The sequence below is a fragment of the Comamonas piscis genome (assembly GCF_014109725.1).
GTDB classification, from domain to species: domain Bacteria; phylum Pseudomonadota; class Gammaproteobacteria; order Burkholderiales; family Burkholderiaceae_C; genus Comamonas; species Comamonas piscis.
Genome location: NZ_CP058554.1, coordinates 4,014,363 through 4,032,697, shown reverse-complemented (window position 1 = coordinate 4,032,697; position 18,335 = coordinate 4,014,363). Strand labels below are relative to the sequence as shown.

Below are 18,335 nucleotides of genomic sequence, written 5' to 3'. Positions count from 1 at the left end.
CATGGTGCAAGACGCACGTCGCAAGCTTTTCCGGCAGCGACGCAAGTAACCAGAATGCCAGCGCAAGCCGGTGTTCCTTATAAGGAAAACACATGATCGCCGCATCTATCAAGGCCGAAGTTGTAAAGGCCAACGCACGTTCCGCTACCGATACTGGCAGCCCAGAAGTCCAAGTGGGCTTGCTGACCGCACGTATCAACGAACTGACTCCTCACTTCAAGACGCACGCCAAGGACCACCACGGTCGTCGCGGCCTGCTGCGCATGGTGAGCCGTCGTCGTAAGCTGTTGGACTACCTCAAGTCCAAGGACGCTGACCGTTACACTGCACTGATCGCTAAGCTGGGCCTGCGTAAGTAAGCCCAGGGTGAGATGGAGACGCCTGAGTTAGTCCGCTAGCTCAGGCGTTTTTTACTTCAACGCCGCGCAAACAGAGCGAAGCTGTGTCATTCCAAGGGGGCTGAACCCCAGGTTGGAAGCCTTCAACCTCCCTGGAATGGCATCGTGTTCTGAATGCCGGCTCCTGCTGAAAACCGACAGGTTTTTGGCCGTTTAACCAGGAGCAATCTATGTCCATATTCAACAAAGTCACCAAGACTTTCCAGTGGGGCCAGCACACGGTCACCATGGAAACGGGTGAAATCGCGCGCCAAGCTTCGGGCGCGGTGCTGGTCAACATTGACGATACCGTCGTGCTGGCCACGGTGGTGGGCTCCAAGATCGCCAAGACCGGTCAGGACTTTTTTCCGCTGACCGTTGATTACATTGAGAAGACCTACGCCGCAGGCAAGATCCCCGGCAGCTTCTTCAAGCGCGAAGCCAAGCCCAGCGAACACGAAACCCTGACCAGCCGCCTGATCGACCGTCCGATCCGCCCGCTGTTCCCCGAAGGTTTCTTCAACGACGTGCATGTGGTCATCCACACCATCTCGCTGAACCCAGAAGTGGATGCCGACATCGCTGCGTTGATCGCCGTGTCCGCTGCACTGTCGATCTCGGGCATTCCTTTCAATGGCCCTATCGGTGCTGCCCGCGTGGGTTACATCAATGGCGAATACGTGCTCAACCCCGGCCAGACCCAGCGCAAGGATTCGCTGATGGACCTGGTGGTGGCGGGCACCGAAGCCGCTGTGCTGATGGTCGAGTCCGAAGCACAGCAACTGCCTGAAGAAGTGATGCTGGGCGCCGTGGTCTATGGCCATGAGCAAAGCCAAGTGGCGATCAACGTGATCCATGAGCTGGTGCGCGAAGCCGGCAAGCCCACCTGGGACTGGGCCGCTCCTGCCAAGGATGAAGCCCTGATCGCCAAGGTCGGCGAGCTGGGCGATGTCGCCCTGCGCGACGCTTACCAGCTGCGCAACAAGCAAGCCCGTACGCTGGCTTGCCGCCAGGCTTATGCCGCTGTGAAGGCTGGCCTGAATGAGCAAGGCGTGGCCTTTGACGGCGTCAAGGTCGATGGCATGCTGTTCGACATCGAAGCTGGCATCGTGCGCTCGCAGATTCTGGCTGGTGAGCCCCGTATCGATGGCCGTGACACCCGCACCGTGCGTCCTATCGAGATCCGCTCGTCCCTGCTGCCACGCACCCACGGCTCGGCCCTGTTCACCCGTGGTGAAACCCAGGCGCTGGTGATCTCCACCCTGGGCACCGAGCGCGATGCCCAGCGTATCGACGCCCTGTCTGGCGAGTTTGAAGACCGCTTCCTGTTCCACTACAACATGCCTCCCTTTGCCACCGGCGAAGTGGGTCGCATGGGTTCGACCAAGCGCCGCGAAATCGGCCACGGCCGTCTGGCCAAGCGCGCTCTGGCCGCTTGCCTGCCGTCGAAGGAAGAGTTCCCCTACACCATCCGCGTGGTGTCGGAGATCACCGAATCGAACGGTTCCTCGTCGATGGCTTCGGTCTGCGGCGGCTGCCTGTCGATGATGGACGCCGGTGTGCCGATGAAGGCCCACGTGGCTGGTATTGCCATGGGTCTGATCAAGGACGGCAACAAGTTTGCTGTGCTGACCGACATCCTGGGTGACGAAGATCATCTGGGTGACATGGACTTCAAGGTAGCCGGTACCACCAACGGTATCACCGCGCTGCAGATGGACATCAAGATCCAAGGTATCACCAAGGAAATCATGCAAGTGGCACTGGCACAAGCCAAGGAAGCGCGCATGCACATCCTGGGCAAGATGCAAGAAGCCATGGGCGAAGCCAAGGCCGAGGTCTCGTCGTTTGCGCCCAAGCTGTACACGATGAAGATCAACCCCGAGAAGATCCGTGATGTGATCGGTAAGGGCGGCTCCACCATCCGTGCGCTGACCGAAGAGACCGGCACCCAGATCAACATCGAGGAAGATGGCACCATCACCATCGCCGCGACCGACGCTGCCAAGGCTGACGAAGCCAAGCGCCGCATCGAAGAGATCACCGCCGAAGTCGAAATCGGCAAGATCTACGAAGGCCCGATCGTCAAGATTCTGGAATTCGGTGCACTGGTGAACCTGCTGCCCGGCAAGGATGGTCTGCTGCACATCAGCCAGATCGCTCACGAGCGCGTGGAAAAGGTGACCGACTATCTGACCGAAGGCCAGGTCATCAAGGTCAAGGTGCTGGAGACGGACGAAAAGGGCCGTGTCAAGCTGTCGATGAAGGCACTGCTGGACCGCCCAGCAGGCATGCCAGAGCGTGAGCCACGTGAACCCCGTGGTGATCGTGGCGACCGCGGTGACCGTGGTGATCGCGCTCCGCGCCAGCACCGCGAACCCCGCGAGCCGCGCGTTGAAGGCGACAACAACGACCAGCAGCAGCAACAACAGCAATAATCGGTTGTACGCACCCAGATGTCTTTGAGACGCTGGGTGCGTTTTTCTGCTTTATAAGCGTGCGAATGGTGATTTGCTGAGGAAACAAGCGTGGACAAGATGCGTGCAGTCGAGATCACCGCCTTTGGTGATCCGCAGGTATTGAAGCTGGGAGAGCGCCCTGTGCCGCAAGCGGGGCAGGGTGAGCTGTGCATTCGCGTGGTCGCCAGTGGTGTGAACCGCCCGGATGTGATTCAGCGCAAAGGACATTACGCACCGCCCCCGGGTGCCTCGGACCTTCCCGGTCTGGAGGTGGCGGGTGTGGTGGTGGCAGGCGATGCTGCGGCCATGGCCGAGCAGGGCCTGAAGCTGGGCGACCGCGTATGCGCGCTGGTGGCGGGTGGTGGTTATGCAGAGTACTGCGTAGCGCCCGTCGCCCAGTGCCTGCCGGTGCCCGAAGGTTTGACGGATGTGGAGGCGGCTTGCCTGCCCGAGACCTTCTTCACCGTCTGGAGCAATGTATTTGACCGGGGTGCGCTGCAGCCTGGCGAGACCTTGCTGATCCAGGGCGGCAGCAGTGGCATTGGCGTGACCGCCATCCAGCTGGCCAAGGCCTTTGGTGCCAAGGTGATCGTGACCGCAGGCTCCGACGAAAAATGCCAGGCCTGCCTGGCGCTGGGTGCCGACGAGGCCATCAACTACCGCAGCCAGGATTTTGTCGCCGAAGTGGCGCGCATCACCGCTGGCAAGGGTGTGGATGTGATCTTGGACATGGTTGCGGGCGACTATGTGGCCCGTGAGGTCGAGGCGCTGGCCGAAGATGGCCGCCTGGTCATCATCGCTGTGCAAGGCGGCATCAAGGCCGAGTTCAATGCCGGCCTGGTGCTGCGCCGCCGTTTGCAGATCACCGGATCGACCTTGCGTCCGCGCCCGGTGGCCTTCAAGGCGGCCATTGCCAAGGCCTTGCAGACCAAGGTCTGGCCGCTGTTGGCTGCTGGCAAGGTGCGCCCCATCATCCACAGCCAATTCAGCGCAGCGCATGCCAGCCAAGCGCATGCGCTGATGGAGTCCAACCAACATATCGGCAAGATCGTGCTGACCTGGGATCTATTGTGAAAAAACTGATTGCTGGAAACTGGAAAATGAACGGCAGCCTCGCTGCCAACCAGGCCTTGCTGGCCGAGCTGCTGCAAGGCCTGGGCCAACCGGCCTGCGATGTAGCCGTGGCCGTGCCTGCTGTATATATCGGCCAGGTGCAGGGCTTGTTGCAAGGCTCTGCCATTGCGCTGGCAGCGCAGGATGTGTCGGCGCACGATGCCGGTGCCTATACCGGTGAGGTGTCGGCTCCGATGCTGCGGGATTGCGGTGTGCGCTATGCGCTGGTCGGCCATTCCGAGCGCCGCCAGTACCATGGCGAGACCGATGCGCTGGTGGCAGCCAAGGCGCAAAAGGCGCTGGCCGCTGGCATCACGCCGATTGTCTGCGTGGGCGAGACTCTGGCCGAGCGCGAAGCCGGGCAGACCGAGGCCGTGGTCAAGCGCCAACTGGCGGCGGTGATCCATACCGTGGGCGCCTGCGTGACGGAAATCGTCGTGGCCTATGAGCCGGTTTGGGCGATTGGTACCGGCAAGACCGCCAGCCCCGAGCAGGCGCAGGCCGTGCATGCTGTGTTGCGCGCGCAACTGGCAGCGGCCAGCACGCAAGCCGCCAAGGTGCAGGTGCTGTATGGTGGCAGCATGAATGCGGGCAACGCCGAGCAACTGCTGGCGCAGCCCGATATTGACGGTGGATTGATCGGTGGCGCCTCGCTGAAGGCCCAGGATTTTCTGAAGATTATTGCAGCCGCTGTTTGATAAGCAAGCAGTAGGCAACGACCTAGTTTTGATAAAAGGGTAGATGATGGTAACGATTCTGTTGACGATTCAAATGCTGGCGGCATTGGTCATGATTGGCCTGGTGCTCGTGCAGCATGGCAAGGGTGCTGACGCGGGCGCCGCCTTTGGTGGCGGTAGCAGCGCAGGCAGCCTGTTCGGTGCCTCGGGTAGCGCCAATTTCCTGTCGCGCAGCACCGGCGTGCTGGCGGCGGTGTTCTTTGTCACGACCCTGGGTCTGGCTTACCTGAGCAATGCCCGTCCCAACACGGCAGGCAGCGTGCTGGAAGGCCCGGCAGCGACGATTCCCCAGTCGAGCGCACCTGTGGATACCACGATTCCTCCCGCCTCCACGCCAGCGCCTGCCGCTGCACCTGCTGCAGCCCCGGCTGCGGATGCATCGGTGCCTGCTGCTGCTCCGGCTGCCCCTGCTGCTGATGCCTCCGTACCTGCTGCGGCGCCTGCCGCACCGGCTGAGCCAGCCGCCAAATAACTCAACTATTTGAATGGAAACCCTGTGATCAGGGTTTTTCCAGAGTAGAATCTGAGTCTGTCTGGTGAGCAGATTGTTTCAAAAGCAATCGATGCTTGCCAGTCAAGTCAAATCAGCCGTCGTGGTGAAATTGGTAGACACGCTATCTTGAGGGGGTAGTGGCGAAAGCTGTGCGAGTTCGAGTCTCGCCGACGGCACCAACACAATAAAAGGCCTGCCTGGGTCGCGTCTTGTGCTTACCTGGGTTGGCTCCTGCGGTGAGTAGACATCAAGATGAGCATCGAACAATACCTCCCGGTCCTTTTGTTTATCCTGGTGGGAGCGGGCGTTGGCCTGGGTCCCCTGGTCATAGGCTACATCCTCGGACCGAATCGCCCGAACGCGGCGAAAAACTCCCCTTACGAATGCGGCTTTGAGGCCTTTGAAGACGCGCGCATGAAATTCGATGTGCGTTACTACCTCGTCGCCATTCTTTTCATTCTCTTCGACTTAGAAATTGCGTTCCTCTTCCCATGGGCGGTCTCGCTGCATGAAGTGGGAATGCCTGGTTTTATCGCGGTTCTCGTGTTCTTGGCCATTCTGGTGGTGGGTTTCGCCTATGAATGGAAAAAGGGCGCGCTGACCTGGGAATAACCGGAAATCAAAAAGGTACACGATGATTGAAGGTGTGTTGGAGAAGGGCTTCGTCACCACGAGCTATGACTCGGTGGTGAACTGGGCCAAGACTGGGTCGATCTGGCCCATGACGTTTGGTTTGGCATGCTGCGCCGTCGAAATGATGCACGCGGCCGCTGCGCGTTACGACATCGGCCGTTTCGGCGCCGAAGTCTTCCGTGCCAGCCCCCGCCAGGCTGACTTGATGATTGTGGCTGGCACCTTGTGCAACAAAATGGCGCCCGCCATGCGCAAGGTCTACGACCAGATGGCCGAGCCGCGTTGGGTGATCTCGATGGGATCCTGCGCCAACGGTGGTGGTTACTACCACTACAGCTACTCGGTGGTTCGTGGCTGCGACCGCATTGTTCCCGTGGATGTGTACGTGCCCGGCTGCCCGCCCACGGCAGAGGCGCTGATCTACGGCATCATCCAGCTGCAGCAAAAAATCCGCCGCACCCATACCATTGCGCGCGCTTAGGAGTTGTGATGAGTGTTGAACAGATACAGCCTAGCGTGCTGCAAGAGACGATCGCCCGCGTGCTGGGTGACAAGGCGCGCTCGGTGACCCTGGCACTGGGTGAAGTGACCGTGGAGGTCTCGGCGGCCAACTACCTGCAGGCCATGCAGCTGCTGCGCGATGCGCCCGAATGCCAATTCGAGATGCTGATGGACCTGTGCGGCGTGGATTACTCCGCCTACAAGGATGTGGGCACCGATGGCCTGCGATTTGCCGTGGTCTCCCACCTGCTGTCGATCCGCCTGAATCAGCGCGTGCGTGTGCGCGTGTTCTGCCAGGACGATGATTTCCCGGTGCTCGACACCCTCAGCCAGATCTGGGCCTCGGCCAACTGGCTGGAGCGCGAAGCCTTTGACCTGTTTGGCATCGTCTTCGAAGGCCATGACGACCTGCGCCGCATCCTGACGGATTACGGCTTTATCGGTCACCCTTTCCGCAAGGATTTCCCGCTGTCGGGCCATGTGGAAATGCGTTACGACGCCGAGCAAGGCCGGGTGATCTACGAGCCGGTGTCGATCGAGCCGCGCGAGATCACGCCCCGCATTATTCGTGAAGACCATTACGGAGGCCTGCACTGAGGCGCTCTGTCCTCACGATGAAGAACCATGGCTGAAATCAAAAACTACACACTCAACTTCGGTCCCCAGCATCCTGCAGCACACGGCGTGCTGCGTTTGGTGCTGGAGCTCGATGGTGAAGTGGTGCAACGTGCAGACCCGCATATCGGTCTGCTGCACCGCGCCACCGAGAAGCTGGCGGAGAGCAAGACCTTCATCCAGTCGCTGCCCTATATGGACCGGCTGGATTACTGCTCGATGATGAGCAACGAGCACGCCTACTGCTTGGCTATTGAAAAGCTGCTGGGCCTGGAAGTGCCGATCCGCGCGCAATACATCCGCGTGATGTTCTCCGAAATCACCCGCGTCATGAACCACCTGATGTGGCTGGGCTCTTCGGGCAATGACGGCGGCAGCTCCACCATCCTGATCTACAGCTTCCGTGAACGTGAAGACCTGATGGACATGTACGAAGCCGTCTCCGGCGCGCGCATGCACGCAGCCTACTTCCGTCCAGGTGGCGTGTACCGCGATCTGCCCGAGAGCATGCCGCAGTACAAGGCCAGCAAGGTGCGCAATGCCAAGGCCATCGAGCAGATGAACCGCAACCGCCAAGGTTCGCTCATCGACTTCATCGATGACTTCACCGCACGTTTCCCCAAGTGCGTGGACGAATACGAAACCCTGCTGACCGACAACCGCATCTGGAAGCAGCGCAATGTGGGCATCGGCGTGGTCGATATCGACCGCGCGATGAACCTGGGCCTGACCGGCCCGATGCTGCGTGGCTCGGGCCTGGCCTGGGACATGCGCAAGTCGCAGCCTTATGAAGTCTATGACCGCATGGATTTCGACATCCCTGTGGGCAAGACCGGCGACTGCTATGACCGCTACTTGGTGCGCATCGCCGAGATGCGCGAGTCCAACCGCATCATCAAGCAGTGCGTGGACTGGTTGCGTGCCAACCCCGGTCCGGTCATCACCGACAACCACAAGGTGGCACCTCCCGATCGCGAAGCCATGAAGTCCAACATGGAAGAGCTGATCCACCACTTCAAGCTGTTCACCGAAGGCTTCAAAGTGCCTGAGGGCGAGGCTTATGCATCGGTGGAACACCCCAAGGGCGAATTCGGCATCTACCTGATCAGCGATGGTGCCAACAAGCCTTACCGCCTGAAGATTCGTCCACCAGGATTTGTGCATCTCTCGGCGCTCGATGAAATGAGCCGTGGCCACATGCTGGCCGATGCCGTGATGGTGCTGAGCACCTTGGACATCGTGTTTGGAGACGTTGACCGATGATTACCGAAGCAACAAAAGCACGCTTTGCCCGCGAAGTTGCCAAGTATCCGGCAGAGCAGAAGCAGTCGGCCGTCATGGCTTGCCTGTCTATCGTGCAGCAGGAGCAAGGCTGGGTCAGCCAGGAGAGCGAGGCGGTGATCGCCGAGTACCTGGAGATGCCCGAGATCGCCGTGCATGAAGTGACCACCTTCTACAACATGTACAACCAGCACCCGGTGGGCAAGTACAAGTTGAGCGTGTGCACCAACCTGCCTTGCCAGCTGCGCCGTGGCCGCGAGGCGCTCAAGCACCTGGAAGACAAGCTGGGCATCAAGATGGGTGATACCACCGCCGATGGCGTGTTCACCATCGAGCAGTCCGAATGCCTGGGCGCTTGCGCCGATGCACCGGTGCTGCTGGTCAATGACCGCCACATGTGCAGTTTCATGGACAACGAAAAGCTCGATCAGCTCATGACCGGCTTGCGCGCAGCGGAGGACACCCAGTGACGACAGCCGCTCAAATTTTGACGCAGTTCCAGGCCACCGGCGTGGAAACCTGCTTCCACGACCGCCACATCGAACCCCAGATCTATGCAGGTCTGGATGGCACGAACTGGTCGATCAAGGACTACGAAGCACGCGGCGGCTACCAGGCCCTGCGCAAGCTGCTGGGCAAGGATGGTGGCGAGGGTCTGACCCAGGACCAGGTCATTGCCACGATGAAAGAGTCCGGCCTGCGTGGCCGCGGCGGTGCAGGCTTCCCCACCGGTCTGAAGTGGAGCTTCATGCCCCGCAACTTCCCCGGCCAGAAGCACCTGGTGTGCAATTCGGACGAGGGCGAGCCCGGTACCTGCAAGGACCGCGACATCCTGATGTTCAACCCGCACATCGTCATCGAAGGCATGGCGATTGCTGCGTATGCGATGGGTATCTCGCTGGGTTACAACTACATCCACGGCGAGATCTTCCAGGTCTACGAACGCTTTGAAGCTGCACTGGAAGAGGCGCGTGCCGCCGGCTTCCTGGGTGACAACATCATGGGCAGCAATTTCAGCTTCGAGCTGCATGCCCACCATGGTTTTGGCGCCTACATCTGCGGCGAAGAAACCGCCTTGCTCGAATCGCTCGAAGGCAAGAAGGGCCAGCCCCGTTTCAAGCCACCATTCCCGGCCAGCTTTGGTCTGTATGGCAAGCCCACGACGATCAACAACACCGAAACCTTTGCGGCCGTTCCCTGGATCATCCGCAACGGTGGCCAGGCCTACCTGGAATGCGGCAAGCCCAACAACGGCGGCACCAAGATTTACTCGGTCAGCGGTGACGTGAACAAGCCCGGCAACTACGAAGTGCCGATGGGTACGCCGTTCTCCACCTTGCTGGAGCTGGCGGGCGGTGTGCGCACCGGTCGCAAGCTCAAGGCCGTGATCCCTGGCGGATCGTCGGCCCCCGTACTGCCTGCCGACATCATGATGGCCTGCACGATGGACTATGACTCCATCTCCAAGGCCGGCTCGATGCTGGGCTCGGGTGCCGTCATCGTGATGGACGACTCGCGCGACATGGTCGAGAGCCTGCTGCGCCTGTCCTACTTCTACCAGCACGAATCCTGCGGACAGTGCACCCCTTGCCGTGAAGGCACGGGCTGGCTGTGGCGCATGGTCGACCGCATCCAGCACGGCCACGGCCGCCCCGAGGATCTGGAGAAGCTGGACTCGGTAGCCGGCAACATCATGGGGCGCACGATTTGCGCATTGGGCGATGCAGCTGCGATGCCGGTACGCGCCATGATCAAGCATTTCCGCCATGAATTCGAAGCAAAGATCAACGCTGCTGAAAAGCAGACCGCTGCTTCTTCCTGATCGCGAGTGAGCATATGGTTGAAATTGAAATAGACGGCCTGAAGGTCGAGGTCGCGGAAGGCAGCATGGTCATGCATGCGGCCGATGCGGCGGGCAAGTACATTCCTCACTTCTGCTACCACAAGAAACTGTCGATCGCGGCGAACTGCCGCATGTGCCTGGTGGACGTCGAGAAGGCGCCCAAGGCCATGCCGGCCTGCGCCACGCCGGTGACGCAAGGCATGATCGTGCGCACCACCTCGGACAAGGCGATCAAGGCCCAGAAGTCGGTGATGGAATTCCTGCTCATCAATCACCCACTGGATTGCCCCATCTGCGACCAGGGCGGTGAATGCCAGTTGCAAGACTTGGCAGTCGGCTACGGTGCCAGCAGCTCGCGCTACGACGAAGAAAAGCGTGTGGTGTTCCACAAGAACGTGGGCCCGCTGATCTCCATGGAAGAGATGAGCCGTTGCATCCACTGCACCCGCTGCGTGCGCTTCGGGCAAGAAGTCTCGGGCATCATGGAGCTGGGCATGGTCAACCGCGGCGAGCACGCCGAGATCACCACAGTCGTGGGCGATACGGTGGACTCCGAGCTGTCGGGCAACATGATCGACATCTGCCCCGTGGGCGCGCTCACGAGCAAGCCTTTCCGCTTCAGCGCCCGTACCTGGGAGCTGTCGCGCCGCAAGTCGGTCTCGCCACACGATTCCACCGGTGCCAACTTGATCGTCCAGGTCAAGAACAACAAGGTGATGCGCGTTGTGCCTTTCGAGAACGACGCCGTCAACGAATGCTGGATTGCCGACCGTGACCGCTTCTCCTACGAAGCGCTGAACGGTGAAGAGCGCCTGACCGCGCCGATGATCAAGCAGGGCGGTCAATGGCTCGAAGTGAGCTGGCAAGCTGCGCTGGAATACGTGGCCAATGGCATCAAGAGCGTGCAGCGCGATCATGGCGCCAGCGCCCTGGGTGCGCTGGTCAGCCCGCACAGCACGCTCGAAGAGCTGTTCCTGTCCGGTGAACTGCTGCGCTCGTTGGGCAGCCAGAACGTGGACTACCGCCTGCGCAATGCCGATTTCGCCAAGGCGGACGGTGTGCGCTGGCTGGGCCGCTCGGTCGCTTCGCTGTCGGACCTGAACACGGTCTTGATCGTGGGCTCGAATGTGCGCAAGGAGCATCCGCTGTTTGCCCAGCGTATCCGCCAAGCTGCCCGCAAGGGCGCGGTGGTGACCGCCCTCCAGTCCCAGGCTTTTGATCTGGCCATTCCGCTGGCACACCAGGTGATCGCACCTGCTGCGCAGTGGGCCTATGCGCTGTCCTCCGTGGCAGCGGCCCTCGCCCAGTCCAAGGGTGTGGAAGCGCCTAACAATGCCGGTACGGTGACGCCTGAGGCCATCGAGATCGCCCGCGCGCTGCAAAACGGCGAGCAAAAGGCGATCTTGCTGGGCAATGCGGTGGCGCACCATGCACAAGCCAGCACCTTGCTGTCGATTGCCAACTGGATTGGCGCACAAACCGGTGCAACGGTCGGCTTCCTCACCGAAGCGGCCAACACCGTGGGCGCACAATGGGTGGGTGCTGTGCCCCAGGCCCATGGCATGCATGCGGGCGAGATGCTCGCCGGCGGCATCAAGGCAGCAATCTTGCTCAACTGCGAACCTGCATTCGACACGGCTGCTGGCAGCCAGTCGCTGCAAGGTTGCGAGATGGTGGTCAGCCTGAGCCCCTTCAAGGCGAACATGGACATCGCCGATGTCATGCTGCCGATCGCGCCGTTCACCGAGACCTCGGGCTCGTTTGTGAATGCCGAAGGTCGTGTGCAGAGCTTCCACGCCGTGGTCAAGCCGCTGGGCGATACCCGTCCCGGTTGGAAGGTGCTGCGCGTGCTGGGCAATCTGCTGGACGCTGCAGGCATGGACTTTGACTCCTCGCAAGACGTGCTGGCCGTGGCCACCGGCTCGCAAGGCCAGGTGCCTGCGGACCTGCTGTCCAACAGCACCAAGACCAACATGGCGGTATCGGCGCCTGCGGGTCAAGATCCGGTGGTTGCCAGCATCTACCAACTCGATGGCATCGTGCGCCGCGCGCCTGCGTTGCAAATGACGGCGGATGCCCGCCAATCCTCGGAGGTGGTGGCAGCATGATCGACGCAATCTACAACGGCGGTCTGACCCTGATCGCAGCGGGCTGGTGGGCGACCCTGGTCTGGCCTGTGCTCTGGAACCTGATCAAGATTCTGTGCATCGTTTTGCCGCTGATGGGCGCCGTCGCCTACCTGACGCTGTGGGAGCGCAAGCTCCTGGGCTTCATGCAGGTGCGTTACGGCCCTAACCGGGTCGGTCCTTTTGGTCTGCTCCAGCCTCTGGCCGACGGCCTCAAGCTGATGACCAAGGAAATCATCACGCCAACGGCTGCCAGCTCCGGCCTCTACCGCCTGGGCCCGATCATGGCGATCATGCCTGCGCTGGCCGCCTGGGTGGTCATCCCCTTCGGCCCCGATGTGGCCCTGGCCAACGTCAACGTGGGCCTGCTGCTGGTGATGGCGATTACCTCGATCGAAGTCTATGGCGTGATCATCGCCGGCTGGGCATCGAACTCCAAGTACGCCTTCCTCGGTGCGCTGCGCGCATCGGCCCAGATGGTGAGCTATGAAATCGCGATGGGCTTCTGTTTCCTGGTGGTCATCATGGTCACCGGCAGCATGAACCTGACCGAGATCGTGCTGGCCCAGGGCCGGGGCATGATGGCATCGTCCGGTGCCAGCATCCTGTCCTGGAACTGGCTGCCGCTGTTCCCGATGTTCATCGTCTACCTGATCTCGGCCGTGGCCGAGACCAACCGCCACCCCTTCGACGTCGTTGAAGGCGAAGCGGAAATCGTGGCCGGTCACATGGTGGAATATTCGGGCATGGGCTTTGCCGTGTTCTTCCTGGCGGAGTACGCGAGCATGTGGCTGGTCTCGATCCTGGCCGTGATCATGTTCCTGGGCGGCTGGTTGCCACCGTTCGATTTCCTGTCCTTCATCCCGGGCTGGATCTGGCTGGCCGCCAAGACCTTCCTGGTCGTGTCGATGTTCATCTGGATTCGCGCTACCTTCCCACGTTTCCGCTATGACCAGATCATGCGTCTGGGCTGGAAGATCTTCATCCCCGTGACCTTGGTGTTCCTGGTCTTTGTCGGCGGCTGGTTGCTGTCGCCATGGAACATCTGGAAATAAGCGGAGAAATACAACATGACTACTGCAGTTTCTCCCCGCTCTTTCTCGGTGAAGGATTTCTTCAAGAGCTTCATGCTCTGGGAGTTGTTGAAGGGCATGGCCCTGACCGGCCGCTACACCTTTGCGCGCAAGATCACGGTCCAGTTCCCGGAAGAGAAGACGCCTCTGTCTCCGCGCTTCCGTGGCCTGCACGCGCTGCGCCGTTATGAAAACGGCGAAGAGCGTTGCATCGCCTGCAAGCTCTGCGAAGCCGTTTGCCCTGCTATGGCGATCACGATCGAGTCGGATGTGCGTGATGACGGCTCGCGCCGCACCACCCGCTACGACATCGACCTGACCAAGTGCATTTTCTGTGGCTTCTGTGAAGAAAGCTGCCCCGTTGACTCCATTGTGGAAACCCAGATTCTGGAATACCACGGCGAGAAGCGCGGCGACCTGTACTTCACCAAGGAAATGCTGCTGGCCGTGGGCGACCGTTACGAACCTGAAATTGCTGCAGCCAAGGCTGCGGACGCAAAGTACCGCTAACGCGGCACTTGGAGACTGATCGAAAAGAGCCCCACATGGATGTCACAACTGGTTTTTTCTATCTGTTCTCGGTAGTGCTGCTGTATGCGGCATTCCGAGTGGTTACTTCCCCAAATCCGGTGCACGCTGTGCTGCACCTGATGTTGGCGTTCTCTCAGGCAGCCGGTATCTGGTTGCTGCTCAAGGCGGAGTTCCTGGCCATCGTGCTGGTGATGGTCTACCTGGGCGCTGTCATGGTGCTGTTCTTGTTCGTGGTGATGATGCTGGATATCCGCATCGACCAGCTGCGCAAGAACTTCTGGAAGAATTTCCCGCTCGCAGCGGTGATTTTTGCCATCGTCGCCTTTGAAATGGGTGTGGTGTTGATCGGTGGCTTCAGCGCCATTGATGCGCCCAAGGCCATTCCTGCGGTGATGGATGCGGCTGGCAATGTTGTGCCTTACAGCAACGTCAAGGCGCTGGGCACCATGCTCTACACCGAGTATCTGTTCCCTGTGCAAGTGGCTGCGGTCATCTTGCTGGTGGCGATGATTGCCGCGATTGCCCTGACCCTGCGCCAGCGCAAGGATTCCAAGGCCATCGATGCCTCGCTGCAAGTGCGCGTGCGTGCTGCAGATCGTCTGCAATTGGTCAAAGTCGAGGCCAGCAAGCCGCCTGCACCGCTGGTGCCGCCTGCTGCTGATGCCGAGGAGAAGAAGGTATGACGCTCACACTGGGTCATTTTCTGACGTTGGGCGCGATGCTGTTCGCGCTGTCCGTGGTCGGTATCTTCATGAACCGCCGCAACCTGATCGTGCTGCTGATGGCCATCGAGTTGATGCTGCTGGCGGTGAACACGAACTTTGTGGCCTTCTCCCACTACCTGGGAGACATGCACGGCCAGATTTTCGTGTTCTTCATCCTGACCGTTGCGGCGGCGGAGTCGGCAATTGGGTTGGCAATCTTGGTGTTGCTGTTCCGTAACAAATCCACCATTGATGCGGAAGATCTCAACTCCCTGAAGGGTTGAGGCACCCATACTTGCAAGGTTAAGAAGAATGAGTCAAACCCTTTCTGCTTCAACACTGTTGGCGGTGCCTTTGGCGCCCCTGGCAGGATCTTTGCTGGCAGGCATTTTCGGCACCGCCTTGGGCGGTAACCGCATCGGCCGCGTTGGCAGCCGCACGCTCACCATCCTGGGTGTGTTCATTGCCTTCGTCATCTCTGCGATGACTTTCCAGAGCGTGGTGTTTGAAGGCGCGACCTTCAACCAGACGCTCTACACCTGGATGACCGTCGGGTCGCTGAAGATGGAGATCGGTTTCCTGATCGACTCCATCACCGCAATGATGATGTGCGTGGTGACCTTCGTGTCGCTGATGGTGCACATCTACACGATGGGCTACATGGAAGAAGACGAAGGCTACGACCGCTTCTTCTCGTACATCTCGCTGTTCACCTTCTCCATGCTGATGCTGGTGATGAGCAATAACCTGCTGCAGCTGTTCTTCGGCTGGGAAGCGGTGGGCCTGGTGTCGTACCTGTTGATCGGTTTCTACTTCAAGAAGGAAACCGCGATCTTCGCCAACATGAAGGCCTTTGTGGTCAACCGTGTCGGTGACTTCGGCTTCATCCTGGGCATTGGCCTGATTGCGGCCTACACCGGCACCCTGAACTACACCGAGATCTTCGCCAAGAGCCAGGAGCTGAACGGCATGACCTTGCCAGGCTCGACCTGGTCGCTGATGACGGTGATCTGCATCTGCCTGTTCATCGGTGCGATGGGCAAGTCCGCCCAGTTCCCGCTGCATGCCTGGCTGCCCGATTCGATGGAAGGTCCTACCCCCATCTCGGCACTGATCCACGCGGCCACCATGGTGACCGCCGGTATCTTCATGGTCTCGCGCATGTCGCCGCTGTATGAGCTGTCCGATACCGCGCTGAACTTCATCCTCGTGATTGGCTCGATCACCGCGCTGTTCATGGGTATCCTGGGCATCATCCAGAACGACATCAAGCGCGTGATCGCGTACTCCACCTTGTCGCAGCTGGGTTACATGACCATTGCGCTGGGCGTGTCGGCCTACTCGGTGTCCGTGTTCCACCTGATGACCCACGCGTTCTTCAAGGCGCTGCTGTTCCTCGGAGCCGGCTCGGTCATCATGGGCATGCACCACAACCAGGACATCCGCTGGATGGGTGGCGTGCGCAAGTACATGCCCATCACCTGGATCACCTTCCTGCTGGGTAACCTGGCACTGATCGGTACGCCGTTCTTCTCGGGCTTCTACTCGAAGGACGCGATCATCGAAGCGGTACACGCCTCGAACCTGCCTGCCGCCGGCTTTGCCAACTTTGCGGTGCTGGCCGGTGTGTTCATCACCGCGTTCTACTCGTTCCGCCTGTACTTCATCGTGTTCCACGGTAAAGAGCGCTACGACCAGAACCCCGATGCCCACCACGATGACCACCATGGTCATGACGACCACCACGGCCATGGCCACGATGCCAAGCCGCATGAGTCGCCTTGGGTGGTGACCCTGCCGCTGGTGCTGCTGGCGATCCCTTCGGTGGTGATCGGTGCGATTGCGCTGATGCCGATGCTGTTCGGTGATTTCTTCAAGGGCGTCATCTATGTGGATGGCAGCAAGCACGGCGCAATGGCCGAGCTGGCCGAGAAGATCCACGGCTGGATTCCGATGGCACTGCACGGCTTCACCGCTGCGCCGTTCTGGTTGGCGCTGGCTGGTGTGGTGACCTCCTATGTGTTCTACATGGTCATGCCCCAGATTCCTGCCGCCATCAAGCGCATCAGCGAAAAGATTGGTCTATACCAGGTGCTGGAAGGCAAGTACGGTGTGGACTGGGTCTACGAAAACATCTTCGCCCGCGGCTCGCGCGTGCTGGGCGGTGTGTTCTGGAAGGTGGGCGACCAGGGTCTGATCGATGGCCTGATCGTCAACGGTTCCTGGAAGGTGGTTGGCCGCATCTCCGCTCTGGTGCGCTGGCTGCAGACGGGTTATGTGTACCACTACGCATTGGTCATGATTCTGGGTATCTTCCTGGCCATGACGTACTTCGTGCTGCTCAACAAGTAAGGAAGAAGAAAAATGGGATTGTTGAGTCTTGCAATTTGGACGCCCATCGTCTTTGGCGCTGCCTTGCTGGCCCTTGGCAAGCAAGAGCATGCCAAGATGGTGCGCTGGATCGCACTGGTCGGTGCGCTGATCGGGCTGCTGGTGACGCTGCCCTTGTACACCGGCTTCCAGCTGGGCACCTCGGCGATGCAGTTCGTCGAGAAGGCCTCCTGGATTCCACGCTTTGGTATCAACTACTACCTGGGCGTGGATGGCATCTCCTTCTGGTTTGTGCCGCTGACCGCCTTCATCACGGTGATCGTGGTGCTGGCCTCCTGGGAGTCGATCACCGAACGCGTGAACCAGTACATGGGCGCGTTCCTGATCCTCTCGGGTCTGATGATCGGTGTGTTCTCCGCACTCGATGGCCTGCTGTTCTACGTGTTCTTTGAAGCGACCCTGATCCCGATGTACCTGATCATCGGTATCTGGGGCGGACCGAACCGCATCTACGCGGCTTTCAAGTTCTTCCTGTACACCCTGATGGGTTCGCTGCTGACCTTGATCGCGCTGTTGTACCTCTACACCAAGGCAGGTAGCTTCGAGATCCTGGCCTGGCACCAGCTGCAGCTGTCGATGACCGAGCAGACCTTGATCTTCTTTGCCTTCTTCGCGGCTTTTGCGGTGAAGGTGCCGATGTTTCCGTTCCACACCTGGCTGCCCGACGTTCACGTGGAAGCGCCTACCGGTGGTTCTGCCGTGCTGGCCGCGATCATGCTGAAGCTGGGCGCCTATGGTTTCCTGCGCTTCTCGATGCCTATCGCCCCCGATGCGGCACATGAATGGGCCTGGCTGATCATCACCTTGTCGCTGATCGCCGTGATCTATGTCGGCCTGGTGGCGATTGTGCAAAAGGACATGAAAAAGCTCGTGGCTTATTCGTCCGTCGCACACATGGGCTTTGTGACCCTGGGCTTCTTCATCTTCAATGACATCGGTGTCATGGGTGGCCTGGTGCAGATGATTGCCCACGGCTTTGTGTCGGGCGCGATGTTCCTGTGTATCGGCGTGCTGTACGACCGCGTGCATTCGCGTGACATCGCTGCCTACGGCGGTGTGGTCAACACCATGCCCAAGTTCGCCGCTTTCTCGCTGCTGTTCGCGATGGCCAACTGCGGCCTGCCAGGCACCGCCGGTTTCATCGGCGAGTGGATGGTGATCCTGGGCGCCACCAAGTTCAACTTCTGGATTGGTGTGCTGTCGGCTACGGCTTTGATTCTGGGCGCTGCCTACACGCTGTGGATGTACAAGCGCGTGTACTTCGGCCCCATCGCCAATGACCATGTGCGCGAGCTCAAGGACATCGGTTGCCGCGAATTCCTTATCCTGGGCATCTTGGCCGCTGCCGTGCTGATCATGGGTATCTACCCCGCGCCATTCACTGATGTGATGGGTGCCTCGGTAGCCGACCTGCTCAAGCATGTCGCCGTGTCCAAGCTGTGATGGTCAGACAGAATT

Annotated in this window: 18 protein-coding genes and 1 tRNA gene; all 19 read left to right on the top strand. The window is 60.1% G+C overall.

The window, feature by feature from the left end; all coding sequences use genetic code 11:
- Positions 1 to 92: 92 nt before the first annotated feature.
- The 19 genes from rpsO to HS961_RS18040 all read left to right on the top strand — a co-directional run bounded on the left by rpsO (position 93) and on the right by HS961_RS18040 (position 18,320).
- Entirely contained in the window at positions 93 to 359 is a 267-nt protein-coding gene (rpsO, locus tag HS961_RS18130) for a 30S ribosomal protein S15 (RefSeq protein ID WP_182324383.1), read from the top strand.
- Between the two features lie 209 nt (positions 360 to 568).
- Positions 569 to 2,815 (top strand): polyribonucleotide nucleotidyltransferase, encoded by a 2,247-nt coding sequence (pnp, locus tag HS961_RS18125; RefSeq protein ID WP_182324381.1) that lies wholly within the window; start codon positions 569 to 571, stop codon positions 2,813 to 2,815.
- A gap of 99 nt (positions 2,816 to 2,914) precedes the next feature.
- Positions 2,915 to 3,910, top strand: a complete 996-nt coding sequence (locus tag HS961_RS18120; protein WP_182328325.1) for an NAD(P)H-quinone oxidoreductase — start codon at positions 2,915 to 2,917, stop codon at positions 3,908 to 3,910.
- Positions 3,904 to 4,647, top strand: coding sequence for a triose-phosphate isomerase (gene tpiA / locus HS961_RS18115; RefSeq protein WP_182328324.1), 744 nt, complete (start codon positions 3,904 to 3,906; stop codon positions 4,645 to 4,647). Before HS961_RS18120 ends, tpiA begins: the two co-directional genes overlap by 7 nt.
- Positions 4,648 to 4,690: 43 nt before the next feature.
- Positions 4,691 to 5,158, top strand: a complete 468-nt coding sequence (gene secG, locus HS961_RS18110; RefSeq protein WP_238347648.1) for a preprotein translocase subunit SecG — start codon at positions 4,691 to 4,693, stop codon at positions 5,156 to 5,158.
- 115 nt (positions 5,159 to 5,273) lie between these two features.
- Positions 5,274 to 5,358 (top strand) — tRNA-Leu (locus tag HS961_RS18105).
- Between the two features lie 73 nt (positions 5,359 to 5,431).
- A complete protein-coding gene (locus HS961_RS18100; RefSeq protein WP_182324376.1) occupies positions 5,432 to 5,791 on the top strand; it encodes an NADH-quinone oxidoreductase subunit A in 360 nt (119 codons plus the stop codon).
- Positions 5,792 to 5,813: 22 nt separating this feature from the next.
- A complete protein-coding gene (locus HS961_RS18095) occupies positions 5,814 to 6,293 on the top strand; it encodes a NuoB/complex I 20 kDa subunit family protein (protein ID WP_021028558.1) in 480 nt (159 codons plus the stop codon).
- An 8-nt stretch (positions 6,294 to 6,301) separates the two neighbouring features.
- Positions 6,302 to 6,910: an NADH-quinone oxidoreductase subunit C gene (locus HS961_RS18090; protein WP_182324374.1), complete on the top strand. Its 609-nt coding sequence runs from the start codon at positions 6,302 to 6,304 to the stop codon at positions 6,908 to 6,910.
- 27 nt (positions 6,911 to 6,937) lie between these two features.
- Positions 6,938 to 8,191, top strand: coding sequence for an NADH-quinone oxidoreductase subunit D (locus tag HS961_RS18085; RefSeq protein WP_182324372.1), 1,254 nt, complete (start codon positions 6,938 to 6,940; stop codon positions 8,189 to 8,191).
- Positions 8,188 to 8,679, top strand: a complete 492-nt coding sequence (gene nuoE / locus HS961_RS18080; RefSeq protein WP_182324370.1) for an NADH-quinone oxidoreductase subunit NuoE — start codon at positions 8,188 to 8,190, stop codon at positions 8,677 to 8,679. Before HS961_RS18085 ends, nuoE begins: the two co-directional genes overlap by 4 nt.
- Positions 8,676 to 10,031 (top strand): NADH-quinone oxidoreductase subunit NuoF, encoded by a 1,356-nt coding sequence (gene nuoF, locus HS961_RS18075; protein WP_182324368.1) that lies wholly within the window; start codon positions 8,676 to 8,678, stop codon positions 10,029 to 10,031. The genes nuoE and nuoF overlap by 4 nt, the downstream gene beginning before the upstream one ends.
- 14 nt (positions 10,032 to 10,045) lie before the next feature.
- Positions 10,046 to 12,160: an NADH-quinone oxidoreductase subunit NuoG gene (nuoG, locus tag HS961_RS18070; RefSeq protein WP_182324366.1), complete on the top strand. Its 2,115-nt coding sequence runs from the start codon at positions 10,046 to 10,048 to the stop codon at positions 12,158 to 12,160.
- Positions 12,157 to 13,233 carry an NADH-quinone oxidoreductase subunit NuoH gene (gene nuoH, locus HS961_RS18065; protein ID WP_182324365.1) on the top strand — a complete coding sequence of 359 codons (1,077 nt, stop codon included), beginning with the start codon at positions 12,157 to 12,159 and terminating at the stop codon, positions 13,231 to 13,233. Before nuoG ends, nuoH begins: the two co-directional genes overlap by 4 nt.
- Before the next feature lie 15 nt (positions 13,234 to 13,248).
- Positions 13,249 to 13,761, top strand: a complete 513-nt coding sequence (gene nuoI, locus HS961_RS18060; protein WP_182324364.1) for an NADH-quinone oxidoreductase subunit NuoI — start codon at positions 13,249 to 13,251, stop codon at positions 13,759 to 13,761.
- Between the two features lie 35 nt (positions 13,762 to 13,796).
- Positions 13,797 to 14,465 (top strand): NADH-quinone oxidoreductase subunit J, encoded by a 669-nt coding sequence (locus HS961_RS18055; protein WP_182324363.1) that lies wholly within the window; start codon positions 13,797 to 13,799, stop codon positions 14,463 to 14,465.
- A complete protein-coding gene (gene nuoK / locus HS961_RS18050; RefSeq protein WP_133854614.1) occupies positions 14,462 to 14,770 on the top strand; it encodes an NADH-quinone oxidoreductase subunit NuoK in 309 nt (102 codons plus the stop codon). Before HS961_RS18055 ends, nuoK begins: the two co-directional genes overlap by 4 nt.
- Before the next feature lie 28 nt (positions 14,771 to 14,798).
- Positions 14,799 to 16,838: an NADH-quinone oxidoreductase subunit L gene (gene nuoL / locus HS961_RS18045; protein ID WP_182324362.1), complete on the top strand. Its 2,040-nt coding sequence runs from the start codon at positions 14,799 to 14,801 to the stop codon at positions 16,836 to 16,838.
- A gap of 12 nt (positions 16,839 to 16,850) precedes the next feature.
- Positions 16,851 to 18,320: an NADH-quinone oxidoreductase subunit M gene (locus HS961_RS18040; protein WP_182324361.1), complete on the top strand. Its 1,470-nt coding sequence runs from the start codon at positions 16,851 to 16,853 to the stop codon at positions 18,318 to 18,320.
- Positions 18,321 to 18,335 lie beyond the last annotated feature (15 nt).